Raw genomic sequence first — 20,213 nt, 5'->3', positions numbered from 1 at the left:
AATAAAAAAAACCTCTGACTTAGCAGAGGTTTTACTTATATTTTATTGATGTGGTTAGTTTACACCGTTCATCATTTTCTTTAATTTAGGGGATAATATTGCTAAAATTACAGCTGCAATACCACAAAGTACTACGAATACCATGAAGAATTCAAATAAGTTATGAATTTCAACTCCCGCAAATGTTGTATTAGCAATAGGTAATTGTTCTTTTTCAAACAAAGCGATTTGCTCTGGTGTAAGCGTTACTTTTTTGTCTAAAACATCCTGAAGGTTTACTCCAAGTTTTTCTGCTTTTACGAACTTATCTCCTGTTGCAGGAATAATAGCTCCTAAAGAACCCGCCAAAGCGTACCCTGCAGCATTTGAGATGAAGAAAACTCCATATAATAAAGATGCAAATCTTTTTGGAGCCAATTTACCTACCAATGATAATCCGATTGGAGATAAACAAAGTTCACCCATTGTTTGGATAAGATATAATAACATTAACCATTTGATGGCTAACAAACCTGTATTTCCTAAGTCTTTTACGTTATAAGCGATGATGAAATAACTTAAAGCAATCAAAGCAAGACCCATTGCTTGTTTCATTGGTGAAACCGGCTCTTTTCCTTTAGCTCTCAATTTATCCCAAAGAATACTGAAAGGTAAAGCTAGTGCTACAACAAATAATCCGTTGAAGATCTGAACCATTGATGGTGGCATATTCCAACCAAAAATATTTCTGTCTGTCTGGTTATCTGCGATGAAAGTAAGTGATGAACCTGCCTGCTCAAATGCAGCCCAGAAGAAAATAATGAAGAATGAAACGATATAAATTACCCAGATTCTTTGTCTTTCAATTTTATTTTCAGCAGAACTCATAATTAAGAATGCTAATGAAATACCTGCAGCGTAGATGAAAGGATAAATTAACCCTTTGATCAATTGACCCATTCCTACAGAGCTGAATCCCAATTCGCCCACTAAAACATATCTGAATACAAAGAATAATGCAACAAATATAATAGTAGCAATTCCCATAGATTTTCCAGTGAATTTTGCAGTTTGTGTTTCACCTTCTTCAAAGTCTTCACTTGTACTGTTTTTCGGTAATCCTCCAATTGGTCTGCCTTCTGGAGTTACAACGTATTTGTTTTTAAGGATAAAGAAGATTACTGTTCCTATTATCATGGCAATAGATGCAGCTAAGAATCCCCATTTGAAAGCGAAGATATCTCTAACCCCTGAAGAATCTTTTACATCTCCTAAATAAGGACAGATAAACTGACCTAAAAATGCTCCGATGTTGATCCCCATGTAGAAAATGGTAAAAGCAGAATCCAGTTTAGATTTTTCCTGTTTTGGATAAAGACTTCCTACCATTGAGGAAATATTCGGCTTAAAGAAACCATTTCCAAAGATGATGATGAATAAAGCGAGCCACATGAATGTTTTAGCTCCGCCTAAATTTTCAGAGAAAGTAGATGCACTTAGGAAAAGTAAAAATTGTCCCAGTGCCATAAGGCTACCTCCTAAAATAATACAGTTTCTGTTTCCTAAATACTTATCTGCGATAAAACCTCCCATTAGTGGTGTTAAATAGCATAAAGCAAGAAAACCTCCATAAATAATTGATGCATCAGCCTCCTTCATTAAAAGAGAGTTTACCATAAACAGGGTAAGCAATGCTCTCATCCCGTAAAAGTTGAAACGCTCCCACATTTCTGTTCCGAAAAGAACCCATAATCCCTTTGGATGTCTGGAACCCTTATTCTCTACAAATTCATCCGGTTTCGGACTTAATGCTTCAATATTATCCATTGTTTATTGTTAATTTTTGTTAAGACTAGCAAATATAGTTTTTTTTGGGTTTTTGGCAAGGTTTTAATTTTATATTTAAATAAAAAAGCTGCAGAACGCGTCTGCAGCTTTGATATTCTTTATGAAGGTAAGGATTAATGCCCTTTTTCTTTCATTATTTTGTTTAATCTTTTTAACATAGAAAGCCCTAAAAGGGTGGCAAATATCAACAAAGCGAAGTTAACCAAGAAATAATTTACTTTGTTATCATAATTGTACCAGGTACTTGCTAAAATTCCTGACAGCTTGTTTCCTACAGAGTTGGCCAAGAAGAAACCTCCCATCATTAATGCCGTTAATCTTGCAGGGGAGAGTTTAGACACAAAAGATAATCCCATGGGAGAAAGGCAAAGTTCTCCAATTGTGATTACTCCATATCCGGCAACCAGCCATAAGGACGATACTTTTACAGTTCCGTTTTCTCCGGCCATTACTGCCAATACCATGACTAAGCAAGATAATGCCGAAATAAATAATCCCAAGACAATTTTTGTTGGAGTTAAGGGTTCTTTTCCTTTTCGTCTCAATAAAGCCCAAAATCCTACGACAACAGGCGTTAATGCAATTACCCAAAACGGATTGATGGATTGAAATAATTCAGTATTGTATAAAAAGACCTTTTTTTCAGGGTTCTTTTCTAGTTCGGCCCGCTGTTCGGGAGTAATATTTCTGAAATAGATATCTTTTCCGGTTTCTTTAAGAGGGCTTCCATCTTTATTTTTTTGAGATTGGTATTGATCATTGTACACTGGAACCTCTTTGTCTTCGTAGCTTTTTCCTTCTACCATATAGATGTTTTCCAATGGTTTTTCTAATGATGCAGGAACGCTTCGGTCTGTATAATAGTTAGCCCATCTCGTTAAAGCCGTACCATTTTGTTTGAAAACCGCCCAAAAGAACATACTGATCATAAATACAGATAAAAGAGCTCCGATAGAGGCTTTTTCTTCAGGTTTAGCTTTAAAGTAAAGCGAAGCATAAAAGTAAATAACAGGAATACATGCAAAAATAAATGCATCCGTACTGTCACTTCCAAAAATATTATTAGGAATAAACCATCCTATAAATCCGGCAACAATTGCGGGAACAAAAACTTTAAGCAAAATTTCAGAAAGCTTTGTGTCACCTTCCTGCACTGGCTTCATTTGTGCTGCGTGGATGTAGTGTTTTCTACCAATCGTAAAGATTACCATCCCGATCAACATTCCAACTCCGGCAGTGATAAATGCTTCGCCCCAACCGAATTTATTACGCATGAAAGCAGCAATGATATTACAAATAAATGCTCCGATATTAATTCCCATATAGAAAATATTATAACCGGAATCTTTATTAGCTTTATAAGGTTCTTCGGAATATAGATTTCCTAATAGAGTAGAAATGGTTGGTTTAAAGAAACCGTTTCCGATAATAATTAATGCTAAGGATCCGTAAAATAGAGGAAGGTCTTTGAAAATACCCATCCCGATGTATCCGGCTGCCATTAAAATTCCACCTAAATAAATAGATTTGATGTATCCTAAAACGCGGTCTGCTAAAAATCCTCCTATGAATGGAGTAAGATAAGTCAATGCAATATAAGTCCCGAAAATATCATCTGCTGTTTTGTCTGGAAGTCCAAGACCACCTTTCATACCAGTGGGTTCAATGACATAAAGTACAAAAATTCCAAGAATTAGATAATACCCGAAACGCTCCCACATTTCTGTGAAAAAGAGAAAAGGCAGGCCTTTAGGATGTTTAGTCTTCATATATTCAAATTTCAATTTTCCCAAAAATAGCTTTTTAATTTCAATTGATAAAATAAATCAAATTTTACTAAAACGATTAATGAAATTAATATAAAGAGTCTTTATGTATCACGAGGAATTTTTTAATTGTTTATAGATAAAATTATAAATTTTATAATATGTTTATGATTAATGTGTTAAAATATTATAAAAACTACCGATAATATATTTATTCGTATGTTTGTTTAGTTTAAAATCATTAAAAACACTATTTGACTAAAATTTATATAATCGATAAAAGAAAAAGCGTATGAAAAAATCTTCAGTTGCCATTGTATTTCTTCTTGGAAATATGGGAGTGCTTTATGCACAAAACAAAGACAGTCTAAGTAAAGAAAAATCTATTGATGAAGTTATTATGGTGGGGACAAGGGCGGCTCCTAGATCTAGTATATCAACACCTCTTCCTATTGACGCGATCGATGCCTCTATTATACAGTCCTCAGGATATAATACGGTAGAGCAAGTCTTGCAATATAGGATTCCTTCTTTTAATGCGACCAGTGTAGCAGTGCAAGATGCTACGTCTTTACTGGATCCTTATGAGGTAAGAAACTTAGGTTCTTCCAGAACGTTGATTTTGGTGAATGGTAAACGGAAGAACTCTTCTTCCATTATTTTTACTCAAAATACCATTGGTAAAGGAGAAACAGGTGCAGACCTTTCTTCTATTCCAAATATTGCCATCAAAAAGATTGAGATTCTGAGAGATGGAGCTTCTGCACAATATGGATCTGATGCTATTGCCGGAGTAGTAAATGTAATTCTAAAAGATAATATCAGTTTTTCTGAGGTTAATTTTAATACAGGAATGTACTCCAAAGGAGATGGCTTCTCTCAAAGTTTAAACGGAATCTCGGGAACGACCTTTAAAAAAGGTGGTTTTATTACCATTGCTACAAGCTTACAAAACAGTAATTATGCTTATCGAAACGGTATTGTAAATCCTTATTGGGAGGCAGAAACTTTTGGCGCATCTCTGCCTGTTGTAGAAGGGTACCTCTCTAAATTTCCTGATGCACAAAATAAAAATGCATCCCCTCAAAAAATAAGCATGAGTATTTTAGCGAATGCGATGATTCCTGTGTCCGAGAGAAGTAAATTCTATGGAAATGCCTCTTTTGTTGCGAAGAAAGTGAATAGTTTTGCTAACTATCGCCCGCCTTATTGGGTGGGTCCTGAAAATAATCCTCTAGCTCCCATCGCAAATTCTGAGGAAAATTATATTGGTTTTGGGCCTACCTTCGAAGGTAATATAACGGATTATGGAGGTACTTTAGGCTTTAAAACTAAAACTCTTGATGGCTGGGCAATTGATATTAGCGCTACTACAGGAGGAAATGAAATTTTATATACCGTAAGAAATACCTTTAATCCTGAGATTGGGCTCAAGAGTCCCACCTACTTTAAGCCTGGCGGTTTTAAATTTAATAACTTGGTAGGAAATGTTGATATTACCAAACGTTTTTCTGATTTATTTGCTATTGCGGTGGGCACAGAAGCCCGAAAAGAATGGTATGAAATTTATGCAGGAGACCAAGCCTCTTACGATCCAATTCCCGGAGCTATTTCTTTCCCCGGAATGAATGCTGCATCCGCCGGAAGGTTTTCTCGTTCTAATATAGGTGTATATGCGGACGCGGCCATCGACTTTTCAGAAAGTACCACCCTGAATGCGACTGCCCGATATGAAAATTATAGTGATTTTGGAAGTGCTTTTGTGTGGAAAGGAAGCTTACGACAAGATATCATTGGTAAGAAATTGATTTTTAGAGCTTCCGCTTCTACAGGATTGAGAGCTCCAACATTGCAACAAATATATCTTTCTACCAATCAGGCTTCTTTTATCAACGGATCAGTATTTGTGGAGGGCTTATTTAGCAATGTTAGTCCAGAAGCTACCCAAGTAGGGATTCCAAAGCTGACTGCTGAGAAATCACTGAACTTTACTTCCGGATTTGGATTTCAACCCAATAAAAATTTTTCAATGACGATTGATGGATATTGGATCACTATTCGAGACAGAATTCTTTTGAGTTCCAGAATGAAAGATCTGGGAATACAGAATGTAGCTTCTGCCAGTTTCTTTATCAACGGTATCAATACACAAACTGTTGGAGCTGATATTGTAGCCAATTATAAAAATATTAGTTTAGGTAAAGGAAAGATGGCGCTTAACCTTGCTGCGAATGTAAATTATTCCAAGATCTTAAGAGAATCAAATATGCTCAATGAGCTCAATGCACACAAACAAGGAGGAGATCCTTTTTTCAATAGAATGGAAGAAGCTCTTACCACCACTTCAAGACCTGCTTTGAAAGGTGTTATTAGTATTGATTACAGTATTAAAAAATGGAGTTTTTCAGTAAACAATACGGTATTCGGGCCAGCCAAATTTGTTAATGATGGTACCTCTTCTGATGCTTATGCTTCATGGAATGCTCCTAACGAAGAGGCTATGGCTTATTTAAAGTTTAGAACTAGGATGACGACGGATTTGATGATTAATTATCATATCAATGATAAAAATACTATCAATATTGGTGTTGTGAATGCTTTTAATATCATCCCGAGTTGGAAACTCGTTAATGTATCTTCTGAAGATTATGAAAGGGCTTACAACGCGGTTACTTTCAATGGAAGATATTCTCAGTCTGCTTATGACTCTCAGCATTTTAGTATTTTTGGAACGAGATTTACTTTAGGGTATAATATAAAGTTCTAATATAGCTTATCTTTATAATTTACAGAAAACCTCTCCCAATGAATGGGGAAGTGCATTAGAAAGAGTAGCAAAGAGCAATACTTATTTCTGTGTCTATAAAATCCGAATTACATCAAGAACAAATGACTTTTCGAGAAGCAAATTATTATAAAGACAAAGCAAAACAACGCTCTAAAATAGAAGCTAAAAAAAGCGATTTAATCAATTTTGATTTAATCGCTTTTTTGTATTTAAATTGAAAAAGTGTAACCTTTTCAGTAGCCTCAAATGAATTGGGGACGTTTTAAAATTATATCTGAAAAGACATTATAAGTTTTCAATAATAAAATCGGTCATTTTCTGATACAATTGTGGTCTTGTTTGTCCACCATAAATTCCGTGGTTTTTATCAGGATAAGCCATGAAATCAAACTGTTTTTGTTTTGAATTAAAGCTTCTGAGAATTCCATAGAATTTTGAAAATGTACGTTGTCATCAGCTGTTCCGTGGATCAATAAGAATTTTCCTTTTAATAGATTGGCATATTCCGTAGGAGAGTTTTTATCATAACCATCCGGATTCTCTTGTGGAGTTCTTAAAAATCTCTCCGTATATACAGAATCGTAATACCTCCAGTTGGTTACCGGAGCCACAGCGATTCCAGCTTTGAAAACATCAGCTCCTTTTGTCATTGCTAAACTCGTCATGTAACCTCCGAAGCTCCATCCGAACATTCCGATTCTTGTTTTGTCGATGTAAGACTGGTTACCGAACCATTTTGCTGCAGTAATTTGATCTTCAATTTCATATTTGCCTAAATTCATGTAGGTTACTTTTTTGAATTTAGCGCCCTTGAAACCTGTTCCACGTCCATCAACACAAGCTACGATATATCCTTTTTGTGCTAACATTTCAAACCAAATTGCGTTTCCATTGTCCCAAGAATTAGCAACCTGCTGAGAACCTGGACCAGAATATTGGAACATGAACAATGGATATTTCTTGTTTTTATCAAAGTTTTTTGGCTTAATAATCCATGCATTCATTTGATCTCCGGCATCATTTGGAATCGTGATGAATTCTTTTTCAACAAAATTATCAGACTTTAATTTTTGAAGCTGATCATTATTATTTTGAAGTTCTTTTATCGTTTTACCGTTTCCATCTTTTAAAACAAAAGTGTTAGGTTTTGCAGCTGTAGAAGATGTTTCGATGAAATAATTGTAGTTTTTGCTAAAGTTGGCAGCATTATTTCCTTCTCCATTGGAAATTAACTGAGATTTTCCGTTTTCGATATTGATTTTAGAAACCACTTTGTTAATGCTTCCTTTTTCAGTAGTCTGAACGTAAATTTCTTTTGATTTTGGATTGAATCCATAATAATCAGTTACTTCCCAGTTTCCTTTGGTAACTTGTTTTTTTAGTTTTCCATCTTTATCATACCAATACAAATGGCGGTTTCCGTCTCTCTCAGAACCCCAAAGGAAAGAGTTGTCCTCTAAGAATTCTAATGTCGGACTATCTGTATCAATCCACTTATCATCCGTTTCTGTGAATAATTTTTGAACAGCTCCTGTTTTTGTATTGACTTTTAAAACGTCAGATGCATTTTGAATTCTTTCAGAAGTTATTAAAACAATTTCGTCAGGTTTTGCTGTCTGAACAACGTTTGGAATATAATAATGTTTGTAATTGTCTAAATTAACTGTTATTTTCTTTCCATCACTTAATTGATAAATGTGAGCCGAAACAACAGAGTTTTTTTCTCCTGCTTTTGGATATTTATAACGCATTTCCTGCGGATACAATGACTTTCCATAGATTGGAATATAGATTTCCGGAACCTCCGTTTCATCTAATTTAACGAAAACGATGGCGTCCGAATTTTTTGTCCATTCATACAATCTTGCATGACCGAATTCTTCTTCATATACCCAATCTGCTAGACCGTTTAAAATTTTATTTTTAACTCCGTGTTGAGTTATTTGTGTAATTTTTCCTGAATTTAAATCTTGATAGTATAAATTATTCTCAGAAACGAAAGCTACCTTGTTTGCGTCAGGAGAAAATCTTGGCTCCTGAACAGGTTTTCCATCATTTAAACTGATTACTTTCCCCGATTTTAAATCTTTAACATCAAATGTTCCTAAAAAAGAATGTCTGTAAATAGGCTGACTTTGCTTTAATAAAAGGATTTTAGACTCGTCATCCGAAAACTCATAGCTTCCAAATTGTCCGTCAACAATATTTCCTTCTTTTTGAGAGGTTTTGTAAGAATATTTGGCAATTCCGGTAGGTTCAATAACCAGATAATTTTCACCATTTTTCATAGATGTAATTCCGGCAATGCCTTTCCCGCGGTAATATCCTGAATATATTTTATCTAAAGTGATTTCTTGTGCTGAGTAACTTTGAAAAGCTACAGCAACGGTAAGCGTTAGTAAGAATTTTTTCATTTCAAATTTTAATCGATTTCAAATTTAATAATTCTTATCAAGATAACCATATAAAACTAAAAAACAGAGCAAAAGCCCTGTCTGTAAATGTATTTAAAAGAAATTACTCTTCAGGAGCGCATGTTGGATAGGTTGAAACTCCACATACATTGTCAAAACCTCCAATATATCCTACTGTTCTTGTACATGAAATTGGACTGATACATCTGATCATGCCAGGAAGAATTCCGCCCACTACGTCTTTAAGTTGTTCTCTTGAAATTTTCTTTAGATTTTTCATAGTAATATAATTTTTTTTGGTTTGAATTCTAAAATTAGTGAATTATTTCATATGGTAATTAAATTTCAAAAAAAAAAGCTGACATTGCTGTCAACTTTAATTCGTATAGGGTGAGGAATTATTGATTATTCCAATTATAAACGCTTTTTACATTCAATTGATTTTCACCAGATCTCCTTAAATAAATTACCCTGTCGGATTCAGGAATATATTGAAGTGAAGTCAAAATAGGATAGCCACTTTTATTTCCACTTTCGTGGTTGTTTAGGTTGATCACTTTATTTTTGTCTGTCATTGTATTGCCTACCTGGAAAGGGGTCAATCTGTTTTCTGCAATAAAAAAGTAATTTGTATTGGCTTTTGTGAAGTAGGCTACATTTCCGTACCCATTGGTTGGGGTAGAAGTTGCAGCGCCTTCAGAATTGATTGTAAACCAACGTCCACTTCCGTAAGAAATAATTGGATCTGGAAAACGGTTGGTAGGAGTAGATGGAGGCATTGTTTTGTTGACATCGTAACCATACAAATAAGTTTTCCCGTTTACAGATTGTACCAATGTAATATCTACACCGGACATGGTTGTATTGGATCTGAATTCCGGAAATTCACTCGTGGTAATATTTCCGTTTTGAAGATTGATGAATGACATATAACCAAAATCACTTTGGTTGATTCTTGCTCCCGTAAAATATCCAAAAGAAACCAAATAATCCTTATCATTAATAGAAACCGGGCTCAATGTTTTCAGGATCAATTTATCTTTTAAAGCAATATCCTGGTCTCCTTGAGCAGAAACATACACCAATTTTGAAGATTCTTTCCAACCGGTAGATTTTCTCAATATTAAAACTCTTCCTGAATTGGTAACGGCTGCGTCAGATTCCATATAGTCGGTATCTAAAGTGATTTCTTTGTCCCATTTTTTAGAAAGGGTAGAAAGATCAATCACAATATTGTCTATGGTATTCGCTGTTTTTTTAGATACAGATCTGTCGTTTACAATCGCAACGTATTTTCCGCTTTCGGAGAATCTAAGGAAAGTTGTTCCCTGTTTCATTCCACCTTCTGTGAAAAGCTTGGCAACGCTTGTTGTTGTGTAGTTTCCGTCTTTTTTATTGAAAACGTGTTGGAAAATTTCTTTTCTGTTGATTTTAGTTTCAATTTCTTCTGTATAAACGACAAACTTATCTTTATCAATTTGGATTGATCCTAAATAATTATGCAACACTCCATTTGTCTTATTTGCATAATCTTTAATGAATGTATCGATTAGGTTTCCATTTTGATCCAGCTTTCTCATCAAAATCTTTTTGTGAGGATATGAACTGTAGCCATCTTCGTTAATATCACTGAAGACATATTGGTTATAGTCGTCACAAAGAACTAGCTTAATATCTTTTTCGTATTTTGTATTGAATTCAAAAGAGTCTCCGTAAACAAATTTCTTTTGCCCAAATGCGAATGCACTGATGATGGTAAGAGAAACGATTAAAGTTTTTTTCATGGTTCTTAGTTGTAAATTATTTGCTCAAGTCCTTTTAGTTCGTTGTTTTGATCCCAAGATAATTTCATATCAACAAGATGTTCTTGCATTTCATTTAAATATTTTTCTGCTTCAGTTTTGTTTCCTAATGCAACATTCAAACGAATTAAATTCATATAAAGATACGTTCCTATTTTACCATTGTACAAGGCTTTTTTATCGTTGTAATCAATTTTTGAAAGCGTAGTTTTCCAGATTTCAACACCTTTGTTTAAGTTTTCAAAAGCAGCTTTATTAGGAGCATAATCTGGTTTCGCCTGCATCTTTTTAAGGTTTGTCGTTACGTAGATATAAGCTTTCTCCAAGTTGTCATATTCCCCTTTATTTTTTACAGTTTCTAATTTAACTGTTGAAATAATTTTTGAATAGGCAAAGTTATCTGCTAAGATGTCATTAATTCTATTAATTACTTTTTGAAGATAATTTTTTTCGTGAGCGCTTAAATTAATTTCATTGGTTGGGCTTGATGCAATTTCTTCAAAGTCTGAGAACAGATTTTTGTCGATTTTTACAGCACCATTTTGTTTTACAAGCAATTTTGTAGGTTGGCTTGCAAAAGATTTTCCTGCATTGTCTTGGAATGTTGTTCTTTCTGTATTTACAGAAATATCAATGTAATTTCCACCTCTGGAGAAACCACCGATAATAATTTGCGACGCTAATACTTTATTATCAACAATTAAAGCGTCTCTTAAATCGGGTTGATAATAAACCGGTTTTTGAGGAACGTTCAATTGCGGACGGGAAGGAATTCTCAAAACTGGTGGCAAAGCGTTCATAGCAATTTTTTCAACAGCTTTTAGCTTGTTATATTGCTCAGATTCAGTTTTATACTTTTCTGTTAGTTTTTTTACTTCTGCATCATATTCTTTTAGTCTTTCTTCATGTTGAAGTTTTGCATCTGCTACATTTTGATCGTAATTATCAACTTGTCTCTGAAAGTCTTCTTTAGCATCCTTCACCACATCTTCTTTTGTGATGTTATAGGGTGAGTTTACCAAAACCGAAAAATTTCTGTTTTGAGCTTCGATAGGGTTAGTGGGTTCTTTTAATATTTGAAAAGAAATATTTTCAGAATCAATTCTCTGAGCTTGCCCTAATACAGCCGTACAGGTTAGGAAAGTGGAAAAAATAAAATTTAATTTCATATTGTTAAAATTTTAGGTTGCAAATTTAATTTTTTTAATGAACATTATTGATTTATATATTTAATTTAATGTATATGGAATTATTACTTTAAAAATTAACAGGTAAGTGAATATTTAATAATCTTCTTATATTTTTAATAAATAGTAAGAAAATGTATGTTGTTTGGCAAAAAAATTGAATGTATTACTCTGTAAATCAAATTAAGATAATAATTATGGAAACGAATGCATATAACCAGAAATTAAACCGATACGTTTTGAGTGATCAAATTGTATATACAGGTTTTTCAAGTTTTAAAGATGCCGAAGAATGCTCACACAAAAAAAGTGGAACATTGGTTGAAGTAGGCTTTAAAGACGGAAATGATAATCCACAAATTACAGATGAAGCGGGACTTGTGGAGAAAAAACTTCATTTTTATGTAGATGCTGGTGATGAATATAAGTTTATCCATTCCTCAGATCCCGGATTTAGAAAATATGCTGAAGAATTACAGAAAATAAAGGCTCGTAATGATAAAACGAGTCCTGATGAAAGATATTTTGCCAATTTTGAAATTGAAAATATTGAAGATCCGATTATTGTTATTAAAAATGATCATTTAGAATCGGTAACTTCAAGAGAACGGTCAAAATATATGAAACACGCTAAAGTATATGAATTAGGAGTTTCTCTACCAAAATCTTAAAACCAAATATCATGAGCAAAACCAAATATTCAGATAAAGCTCAAGACAAAATAGGAGAGGTGATGCATGAATTCAAGGAAGGAAAATTAAAATCTTCTTCCGGAGAAAAAGTTACCAACAGAAAACAGGCTATAGCCATTGGTATTTCCGAAGCTAAAGAGAAAGGATTAAAAGTTCCAAAAAAGAAAAAAGATTAGCTAAAGAAAATAGGTTTGTAAAACTTACAAACCTATTTTTTATATATTTAAAGATGCTTCGACTCCGCTCGGGCATCTATAAAGCAAATATTTATCTAAAAATTACTCGTTGTAATTGTAAAGAATCCTGTAATATTCATCAGCCATTCTATCACTATTGAATTGATCTTTAACATCATTCATCGAATTGTGCTGAATTTTTCTCCATTCGTTTATATTATCATAATACGTAGGAAGAATTTCATTTTCAAGAATCTCATATAACTTATTCAGGTCATAATTATCCTGTTCATAAATGCTCATATTCAGGTAATCTGCTTTTGGAACAACAAAAGAGTTTTCTCCGTGTTTTGCAAATTCAGGAATCCATCCGTCATCTGTTGAAAGATTTACAGATCCGTTCATGGCAGCAGTCATTCCTGAAGTTCCTGAAGCTTCTCTTGGAACCCTTGGATTATTTAACCATAAATCAGAACCTTGTTTCAACGATTTACTTAATGAAAGTTCATATCCTGTAAGCACCGCCATATTTTTATGATTTTTACTTTCTTCTACCAAGGTATTAAAAGTGGAGATTGCAGAGTAATCCATTGGATAAGGTTTTCCTGCCCAGATAATTTGCACCGGATATTTTGGATTGTTTAATAATTTATAAAACCGGTCTTTATCATGTAAAAGTAAGTCTGCACGTTTGTAACCTGCAAATCTTCTGGCCCATACGATTGTGAAAATGTTGGGGTTAAATAAATTTCCTGTTTGGTCTGCTACAATTTTGAAAAGCCTTTTCTTTAAATGTTTTTTACGGTAATCAAATACAACTTCATTGTTTTCATCCTTAGAATTATAAAGCGGTTTGTCTGACCAGTATTTGAATTCCTGAGCATTGGTAATTGACGTTATTTCGCATATTCCGGGATATTTACTCCACATTGCTCTCGAAACGACACCGTGAAGTTGAGAAACTCCGTTGGCGACTTTAGCCATTTTCAAAGCACACAATGAATGATTAAAACGATCATCATCAAACCCTTCAATACTTTTTACTTCTTCCATACTGAAACCTGAGAAATACGACATGTCATAACATAACTTCAAGTTGTGCTTCTCATTTCCGGCCTCTTCAGGCGTATGTGTGGTGAAAACTAATTTTTCTTTAACCTTATGTAAGTCTCCTTTATATTTTTTCAATAAATGGAATGCGGCAGGAAGCCCGTGTGCTTCATTTAGATGGTAAGTGTCTCTTTCAATATTCATTTCATCCAACAATTTTGCCCCTCCTTTTCCTAATAAAATGTATTGTGCAAGCTTTGTAGATTCATTGGCGTCATATAGTTTATGACTGATTGTTTTTGAAATGTGATCATTTTCAGGAACATCGGTTGAAAGGAAAAACATCGGTGCGGTATGGAAAATTTCAGGATCTAAATACCAGACTTTCACCCAAACCGGTGCGCTATGGATTTCGATCTGAAATTTGATGCCTGTATCTTCAAGAAAACTATACATTTTCTTTGTCCACGTTGGTTGTAAAGTCTGATCGTGATTTCTTGCCTGATCGTAATATCCAAATTTCCAAAGAATCCCAATACCAATGAGATCTTGTTTTAGGTTGTAAGCACTTCTCATATGAGAACCCGCTAAAAATCCTAAACCGCCGGAATATATTTTTAAAACCTGCTCAAGAGCAAACTCCATGGAGAAATAGGCGACTTTTTTAGAATATTGAGGAGTAATACGGAAAGGTATTTTGAAATTTTTAAAATCCATACATCATTGTTTTATGATTGATTAAGTAAATGTATTGATTATGAAAATAAACTCTACATTAATTATATGATAAATTATTTTAAAAGTATGAGTTGGTTCGTTTTTTTCCTTACCTTTAGTTGTAAAAAATTGATAATCAGAAACTTTATTAATTAAAATGTAAGATTTATATACTGTTTAACATCATAAAAAGAGAAGTCATGAAAAAGGTATTTTCCGATGAAGATCTAATCAAGAATCTGAGCTTATATTACCTGAATCGACATTTGAAAAAAAAGCCGATGGCGAAGTATCACCGTACGATAGATGAATCGCCGCTTCATGACCGGGAAAAATATAAGAAGAAAGCTGAGATCTTACTTCTTAATTCTTTCATGCATCATTTCCCTGAAGTTAAATTTGAAAATCTTACCTGCGAAAGTCCAGACTTTATCGCCAAATTCAACGATAAAAAAATAGGAATTGAATTAACAGAAGTTATCAATCATCTTGAAATGAAGAAGATGGAGAGTAATTTAAACAAGATGTTCCGTCAGGCAGAAATATTATTAGAACAGGAAGACACTACGAAATATCGTGGTGTTTATTTTTTAGAATTCCTGCCCAATATAAAATTCGATAATCTGGAAGAACAGCAGGAAAATATTTTTAGTATTTATAAAAGTATTAAAAAAAATAAACCGAGTGGATGTGTGAAAAGTGTCAGAAAATCTTTTCATCGCAGGAATGTTTTCATTACCCACGAATACAGTATGAACTTGTTTGATGAGCTTTGTTCTGAGAAAATATTAGAATCGATTGAAAAGAAAAACGAAAAGTTTCCTTATTACGATACTTCTGTGGATGAATGTTGGTTGGTGATTGTATCGGATATGAATTCTATCGCTTCGCGCTACACTTTTATTCAGGATAAAGAACATTTAAATGAAGTGAAAAGCCCTTTTCATAAGATTTTTCACCTTGAGAATCTTTGCGGAAATATTACGAGTATAAAATAAATTTTATTATTTTCTTTTTTAAAGTGTGATAATTTTTAATTTTTCACACATAAATGTATTATTTGTTTTGAATATTGTTATTCGTGTTAGAAAAATGTTTATATTTGATATCCATGATGTTACATTCTTTTAATTAATAACCATTTGAAAACAATATATGAAAAAAACTCTACTCATTCTTCTCTTATTGATATCGCAAACATTTTTTTCTCAAGCAGATTGTACATCTGCCTTGTCGGTTTGTGGTAACTCGAGCATAACGTATTCTCCTTCAGGAATTGGCGCAGTCAATGAAAGTTTAGGAGGATGTTTGACAACCGGCGAGCATAATTCGATATGGTATAAACTTACGATTGCCACGGGTGGAACACTTACTTTTGATTTGGTTCCTAATGATCCTGCTGCAGATTATGATTGGGCAGTTTATGGGCCTAATGTTACCTGCGGAAGTTTAGGATCACCGATACGCTGTAATGCTGCAACTGTTGTTGGGGTTGGCGCTTCTACCGGATTAAATATGACAAGCACTCTTTTAAGTGCTGCTGGAGGTTCGTATACACCTTATTGTAAATATTTAGATGTTTTGCCAGGCCAAACTTATTATTTATATATAGATAACTGGGTGGATACTATTAATCCTACTATGGCTCCGTTTTCTTTAACTTGGGGAGGAACAGCTACTTTAGCTTCTCCGTTTACAGACCCAGCAATACAGCCTCATCCCTTTGTACCTCCTGGAATACCTGCAGCGAATCCTGCAAATCCAAGAGAAGTAATTGTATGTAATAATCCTGCAATTTTTGATTTTAGTAGCTTATCAGCGGGTATTCTTAATAATAATCCGAATTTCCTCATAAGTTATCATACATCACAAAATGACGCGCTTTCGGGAGCCAGTCCTATTTTGGCGCCACAGACTGTAAATACAACAACAACTTACTATTATAGTATTCATTATCTGGATCCTACAAACCCTAATAATCCTATTAACTCATGTAGGCAGGTGGGTACTTTTAAGTTTAAGATGGGAAATATTACAGGTCTTAATGTTAATTTATTTGCGTGTAATAACAACAATGCGGGCGTGGGAACTTTTAATCTTACAACAGCAGTGGTCTTTGGTGATCCTGCAGCAATAAAGAAATATTATCCTACTATCACTGACCTTAATGCAGGAACCAATGAGATTTTGAATCCAACAGCTTATATAGCAGCAGAAGGTACAGTTCATGTGAAGATAATATCTCCGTTTGGCTGTATAGGAACGGCAATAATTACGTTGAAATTTTTCCCTGTTGTCGTTGTAAATGATGCAACGTTGAGATCTTGCTTTATTGAAACAAACCCTTCAACAGCGTTGTTTAACCTTACCATAGCTTCGGTAACAACACAAGCAGGAACTACAAAAAAATATTATCCTTCATTAGCAGATGCATTAAGTGGAACCAATGAAATCGTGGCTCCTTTAACGTATGTTGCACCCAATGGGGTCGTTTATATAAAAGTAACCAACGGAAGTGGATGTTTTGCTATTGCTAAAGTGACCTTAACGGTAATAGCTCCGGTTTTCTCTACTGTTTTAAAAGATAAAACAATTTGTATGGAAGATAAAACGACGCTGGATGCCGGACCTGGATTTAGCTCTTATCTGTGGAGTACAGGTGCTACTACACAATCTATTACTAATGTTGGAGTGGGTACCTATTGGGTAAAACTAAAAACAGGAGATTGTATCGCCACACAAACTGTAAAAGTATATTCTTCTGAGCAGCCTGTTGTTTCCAGCATTGATATCTCAACAACTACTGTTACGGTGTATGTTATAGGCGGAACTCCTCCATATAAATATTCAATGGATAAAATTACTTGGCAGGATTCTAATGTTTTCACGAATGTTTCAAGAGGGAATCATATAGTGTATGTAAAAGATGTTTATGATTGCGAGCCAATTGAAATTACGATCGTTGTACCCAATTTAATCAACGTTATTACCCCAAATGGTGACGGTGTGAATGATGTGATAGACTATTCTGCATTAGCAGGAAAACAAAATCTGGTATTCAATATTTTTGACAGATATGGAGCCAAAATCTTCCAGGCAGATAAATTTAACGGATATAAATGGGACGGAACCACAAATGGTGGTAAAAAAGTTCCTACCGGAAACTACTGGTATTCCGTATCATGGAATGAAACCGATAAAAAGAATACGCCATTCAAATATACAGGATGGGTAATGGTGAAAAACAGAGAATAATTTAAACAACAATAAATAATAAAACCATCTTGAAAGAGATGGTTTTATGTTTTTGGAACTTTATTAAGTAAAAGCATTTGCGTAGGTTACGACCTCTATTTAAAATTAATTAAAAGCTTTTGTATCTTTAAAATAATCAGAGAGATAAATTATTTTTCCATTCTCTGAAAATTGGATGACAGTGCATATACTATTTTCATAAATATCTTTACCTACCATATTTCCGTAAGAAATCGTTTGATAAAAATATTTTTGATCTCCTAAAGGAAATATTTCAGAAACCTGCCATTCAATCTTTTCATAACGTCTGAAAATAGCTCTGAATAAGGCTAAAATTCTATTCTTACCAGAAATTTCATTAGAAGGTGGAATCCAGATTGTACTTTCGTCAGTGAACCATTTTTCAAGATGTTCAATGTTTAATGAATTCAAATCCTTCATAAAGTCACTTACTTTACAAATCATAACCGCAATTTAGACTTATATACGGTAAAAACGCTAAATTGGTTTTTTATTTTTATAGTATGAAAGACCTATTTATAAAACGTTTTGAGTATTACAAATCACTTGGCGACAAAACCTTTGAGCAGATTTCTGATGAGTAAATCTTTTGGAAATACAATGATGAAAGTAATTCAATCGCCATTATTGTAAAACACATTGCAGGAAATATGCTGTCGCGATGGACGAATTTTTTAACTGAAGATGGCGAAAAAAGCTGGCGTAATCGGGACGAAGAATTCGTGAATACTTTTACAACTAAAAAAGAAGTTATCGATTTTTGGGGAGAAGGTTGGAAGTGCTTTTTTGATGCTTTAAATCAAATTAATGATGATAATTTATATGCTACCCTGTATATAAGAAATGAACCTCAATTGGTGATAGACGCTGTTTTTCGTCAATTAGCCCATTATCCTTATCATATTGGTCAAATCGTTTTTATTGCTAAAATGATGAAAAATGAGGGTTGGAAAACACTTTCTATCGCCAGAAATGCTTCGCAAGAGTTTAATTCTGAGATGAAAACTCAATTTTCTGAGACCGATTTTAATTCGAATTCTTCACCGGTCTGCTTTCAAAATAGCCCGGAAGTTCGAGACGATTATAAACTATAGACCGAATCAATTTAGTATTCATATTTAAATTATTATCTTTGCACCCATAAAAATCAGGAGTAAAAAATGTCTCATTTTCATAGAACTGCCGCTTTTCATACACTCGGCTGCAAATTAAATTTTGCGGAAACATCTACTATTGCCCGCCAATTAACAGATGCAGGTTATGATAAAGTAAGCTTTGACGAAAAAGCAGATATTTATGTAATCAATACTTGCTCAGTAACTGAGAATGCAGATCGTGAGTGTAAACTTCACGTAAAGAGAGCGATGAAAGCCAATCCGGAAGGGTTGGTCGTAATTGTTGGATGTTATGCACAGTTGAAACCTGAAGAAATTTCGCAGATTAACGGAGTTGATTTGGTTCTTGGAGCCAAAGAAAAATTCAATATTCTAAGCTATCTTGATGATTTAGAGAAATCAGAAAGTGAGGGTATCGTTCATTCTTGTGAAATTGAAGAAACTGATTTTTTTATCGGAAGTTACTCAATCGGAGACAGAACCAGAGCTTTTTTAAAAGTTCAGGATGGCTGCGATTATAAATGTACGTATTGTACAATTCCACTAGCCAGAGGGATTTCCCGCTCAGATACCATCGAAAATGTTCTGAAAAACGCTAAAGAAATCGCCGGAAGAGATATCAAAGAAATTGTTTTAACCGGTGTGAATATTGGTGATTACGGTAAAGGTGAATTCGGAAACAAAAGACACGAACATACTTTTCTGGATTTAATTTCTGAACTTGATCAAGTAGAAGGGATCGAAAGAATCCGTATTTCTTCCATCGAACCGAATCTTTTAAAGGATGAAAGTATCGAATTGGTTTCTAAGAGTAAAAGTTTTGTTCCGCATTTTCATATTCCGTTACAATCGGGGTGCGATGATTTGTTGAAGAAAATGAAACGTCGTTATTTAACGAAGTTATACAATGACAGAGTCAATAAAATTCGTGAGGTAATGCCTGACGCAGCTATTGGCGTGGATGTGATTGTTGGATTCCCTGGAGAAACGGAGGAAAGATTTATGGAAACCTATAATTTTCTAAATAATCTTCCTATTACTTACTTACATGTTTTTACGTATTCTGAAAGAGAAAATACGGAAGCAGTAGGTATGGAAGGGGTAGTTCCGATCCCTGAAAGAAAAAAACGAAACAAAATGCTTAGAATTCTTTCTGAAAAGAAAAAAATGGCATTTTATCAAACCCAATTGGGAAAAACGCTTCCAGTACTTTGGGAGCACGAAAATAAAGACGGCAAAATGTATGGCTTCACAGAAAATTATGTGAGAGTTCAAAAAGATTTTGACCAAGCATCTGTAAACCAGATCGAATTTCTAAATTTAGAAAAAATCCTGTCAGATGGCACAGTTTCTGTGCAATCTTCTTATGAAAGTTTTTTAGCAAAAGCATAGTCTTTTTTGCT

General features: G+C 34.0%; 14 protein-coding genes and 1 pseudogene. 7 read left to right on the top strand and 8 right to left on the bottom strand.

The annotated features are described in order from the left end of the window. Window positions 1-54: 54 nt before the first annotated feature. Both AMQ68_RS10090 and AMQ68_RS10085 read right to left on the bottom strand, forming a co-directional pair. Window positions 55-1,806: a peptide MFS transporter gene (locus AMQ68_RS10090; protein WP_054510499.1), complete on the bottom strand. Its 1,752-nt coding sequence runs from the start codon at window positions 1,804-1,806 to the stop codon at window positions 55-57. A 134-nt stretch (window positions 1,807-1,940) separates the two neighbouring features. Next, entirely contained in the window at window positions 1,941-3,596 is a 1,656-nt protein-coding gene (locus AMQ68_RS10085) for a peptide MFS transporter (protein WP_054510594.1), read from the bottom strand. Window positions 3,597-3,885: 289 nt separating this feature from the next. On the opposite strand from AMQ68_RS10085, the gene AMQ68_RS10080 reads away from it, so the two are divergent. Then, on the top strand, window positions 3,886-6,360 hold the full coding sequence (locus tag AMQ68_RS10080) for a TonB-dependent siderophore receptor (RefSeq protein ID WP_054510498.1): 2,475 nt from the start codon (window positions 3,886-3,888) through the stop codon (window positions 6,358-6,360). 306 nt (window positions 6,361-6,666) lie between these two features. Here the strand turns inward: AMQ68_RS10080 and AMQ68_RS10075 are convergent. The 4 genes and pseudogenes from AMQ68_RS10075 to AMQ68_RS10065 all read right to left on the bottom strand — a co-directional run bounded on the left by AMQ68_RS10075 (window position 6,667) and on the right by AMQ68_RS10065 (window position 11,766). Then, window positions 6,667-8,669 (bottom strand): annotated as a pseudogene (locus AMQ68_RS10075) (S9 family peptidase). A 229-nt stretch (window positions 8,670-8,898) separates the two neighbouring features. Next, window positions 8,899-9,075 carry a hypothetical protein gene (locus AMQ68_RS25315; RefSeq protein WP_160317986.1) on the bottom strand — a complete coding sequence of 59 codons (177 nt, stop codon included), beginning with the start codon at window positions 9,073-9,075 and terminating at the stop codon, window positions 8,899-8,901. Window positions 9,076-9,193: 118 nt separating this feature from the next. Continuing rightward, window positions 9,194-10,579 carry a hypothetical protein gene (locus AMQ68_RS10070; RefSeq protein WP_054510497.1) on the bottom strand — a complete coding sequence of 462 codons (1,386 nt, stop codon included), beginning with the start codon at window positions 10,577-10,579 and terminating at the stop codon, window positions 9,194-9,196. 5 nt (window positions 10,580-10,584) lie between these two features. Then, the gene (locus AMQ68_RS10065; protein ID WP_054510496.1) at window positions 10,585-11,766 is read right to left on the bottom strand and encodes a hypothetical protein; all 1,182 of its coding nucleotides are present in this window, start codon (window positions 11,764-11,766) and stop codon (window positions 10,585-10,587) included. A gap of 215 nt (window positions 11,767-11,981) precedes the next feature. Here AMQ68_RS10065 and AMQ68_RS10060 point away from each other — a divergent pair, with 215 nt between their 5' ends. After that, on the top strand, window positions 11,982-12,455 hold the full coding sequence (locus tag AMQ68_RS10060; protein ID WP_054510495.1) for a hypothetical protein: 474 nt from the start codon (window positions 11,982-11,984) through the stop codon (window positions 12,453-12,455). Between the two features lie 11 nt (window positions 12,456-12,466). Beyond that, a complete protein-coding gene (locus AMQ68_RS10055) occupies window positions 12,467-12,652 on the top strand; it encodes a DUF6496 domain-containing protein (RefSeq protein ID WP_054510494.1) in 186 nt (61 codons plus the stop codon). Window positions 12,653-12,754: 102 nt separating this feature from the next. Here the strand turns inward: AMQ68_RS10055 and glgP are convergent, their stop codons facing one another. Next, window positions 12,755-14,419: an alpha-glucan family phosphorylase gene (gene glgP / locus AMQ68_RS10050; RefSeq protein ID WP_054510493.1), complete on the bottom strand. Its 1,665-nt coding sequence runs from the start codon at window positions 14,417-14,419 to the stop codon at window positions 12,755-12,757. Between the two features lie 200 nt (window positions 14,420-14,619). On the opposite strand from glgP, the gene AMQ68_RS10045 reads away from it, so the two are divergent. Then, the gene (locus AMQ68_RS10045; RefSeq protein ID WP_054510492.1) at window positions 14,620-15,417 is read left to right on the top strand and encodes a hypothetical protein; all 798 of its coding nucleotides are present in this window, start codon (window positions 14,620-14,622) and stop codon (window positions 15,415-15,417) included. Window positions 15,418-15,574: 157 nt separating this feature from the next. After that, complete coding sequence (locus AMQ68_RS10040) at window positions 15,575-17,674, top strand: gliding motility-associated C-terminal domain-containing protein (RefSeq protein ID WP_054510491.1); 2,100 nt, start codon at window positions 15,575-15,577, stop codon at window positions 17,672-17,674. Between the two features lie 105 nt (window positions 17,675-17,779). On the opposite strand, the gene AMQ68_RS10035 is transcribed toward AMQ68_RS10040, so the two are convergent. Continuing rightward, window positions 17,780-18,139 carry a nuclear transport factor 2 family protein gene (locus tag AMQ68_RS10035; protein ID WP_082384013.1) on the bottom strand — a complete coding sequence of 120 codons (360 nt, stop codon included), beginning with the start codon at window positions 18,137-18,139 and terminating at the stop codon, window positions 17,780-17,782. Window positions 18,140-18,279: 140 nt separating this feature from the next. Here AMQ68_RS10035 and AMQ68_RS10030 point away from each other — a divergent pair, with 140 nt between their 5' ends. Together AMQ68_RS10030 and mtaB are read left to right on the top strand one after the other, a co-directional pair. Further along, complete coding sequence (locus AMQ68_RS10030; RefSeq protein ID WP_369678635.1) at window positions 18,280-18,789, top strand: DUF1572 family protein; 510 nt, start codon at window positions 18,280-18,282, stop codon at window positions 18,787-18,789. A gap of 66 nt (window positions 18,790-18,855) precedes the next feature. Further along, window positions 18,856-20,202, top strand: coding sequence for a tRNA (N(6)-L-threonylcarbamoyladenosine(37)-C(2))-methylthiotransferase MtaB (gene mtaB / locus AMQ68_RS10025; protein WP_054510489.1), 1,347 nt, complete (start codon window positions 18,856-18,858; stop codon window positions 20,200-20,202). Window positions 20,203-20,213: the final 11 nt, after the last annotated feature.

It is taken from the genome of Chryseobacterium sp. ERMR1:04, from assembly GCF_001297705.1.
Classification (GTDB): Bacteria; Bacteroidota; Bacteroidia; order Flavobacteriales; family Weeksellaceae; genus Chryseobacterium.
This window is presented reverse-complemented; position numbering and strand designations above follow the sequence as displayed.

What these genes read in the sequence shown, in the direction of transcription:
- AMQ68_RS10090 (WP_054510499.1), bottom strand. Translation starts at nt 1,806, where the DNA reads ATGGATAATATTGAAGCATTAAGTCCGAAACCGGATGAATTTGTAGAG.
- AMQ68_RS10085 (WP_054510594.1), bottom strand. Translation starts at nt 3,596, where the DNA reads ATGAAGACTAAACATCCTAAAGGCCTGCCTTTTCTCTTTTTCACAGAA.
- AMQ68_RS10080 (WP_054510498.1), top strand. Translation starts at nt 3,886, where the DNA reads ATGAAAAAATCTTCAGTTGCCATTGTATTTCTTCTTGGAAATATGGGA.
- AMQ68_RS25315 (WP_160317986.1), bottom strand. Translation starts at nt 9,075, where the DNA reads ATGAAAAATCTAAAGAAAATTTCAAGAGAACAACTTAAAGACGTAGTG.
- AMQ68_RS10070 (WP_054510497.1), bottom strand. Translation starts at nt 10,579, where the DNA reads ATGAAAAAAACTTTAATCGTTTCTCTTACCATCATCAGTGCATTCGCA.
- AMQ68_RS10065 (WP_054510496.1), bottom strand. Translation starts at nt 11,766, where the DNA reads ATGAAATTAAATTTTATTTTTTCCACTTTCCTAACCTGTACGGCTGTA.
- AMQ68_RS10060 (WP_054510495.1), top strand. Translation starts at nt 11,982, where the DNA reads ATGGAAACGAATGCATATAACCAGAAATTAAACCGATACGTTTTGAGT.
- AMQ68_RS10055 (WP_054510494.1), top strand. Translation starts at nt 12,467, where the DNA reads ATGAGCAAAACCAAATATTCAGATAAAGCTCAAGACAAAATAGGAGAG.
- glgP (WP_054510493.1), bottom strand. Translation starts at nt 14,419, where the DNA reads ATGGATTTTAAAAATTTCAAAATACCTTTCCGTATTACTCCTCAATAT.
- AMQ68_RS10045 (WP_054510492.1), top strand. Translation starts at nt 14,620, where the DNA reads ATGAAAAAGGTATTTTCCGATGAAGATCTAATCAAGAATCTGAGCTTA.
- AMQ68_RS10040 (WP_054510491.1), top strand. Translation starts at nt 15,575, where the DNA reads ATGAAAAAAACTCTACTCATTCTTCTCTTATTGATATCGCAAACATTT.
- AMQ68_RS10035 (WP_082384013.1), bottom strand. Translation starts at nt 18,139, where the DNA reads ATGATTTGTAAAGTAAGTGACTTTATGAAGGATTTGAATTCATTAAAC.
- mtaB (WP_054510489.1), top strand. Translation starts at nt 18,856, where the DNA reads ATGTCTCATTTTCATAGAACTGCCGCTTTTCATACACTCGGCTGCAAA.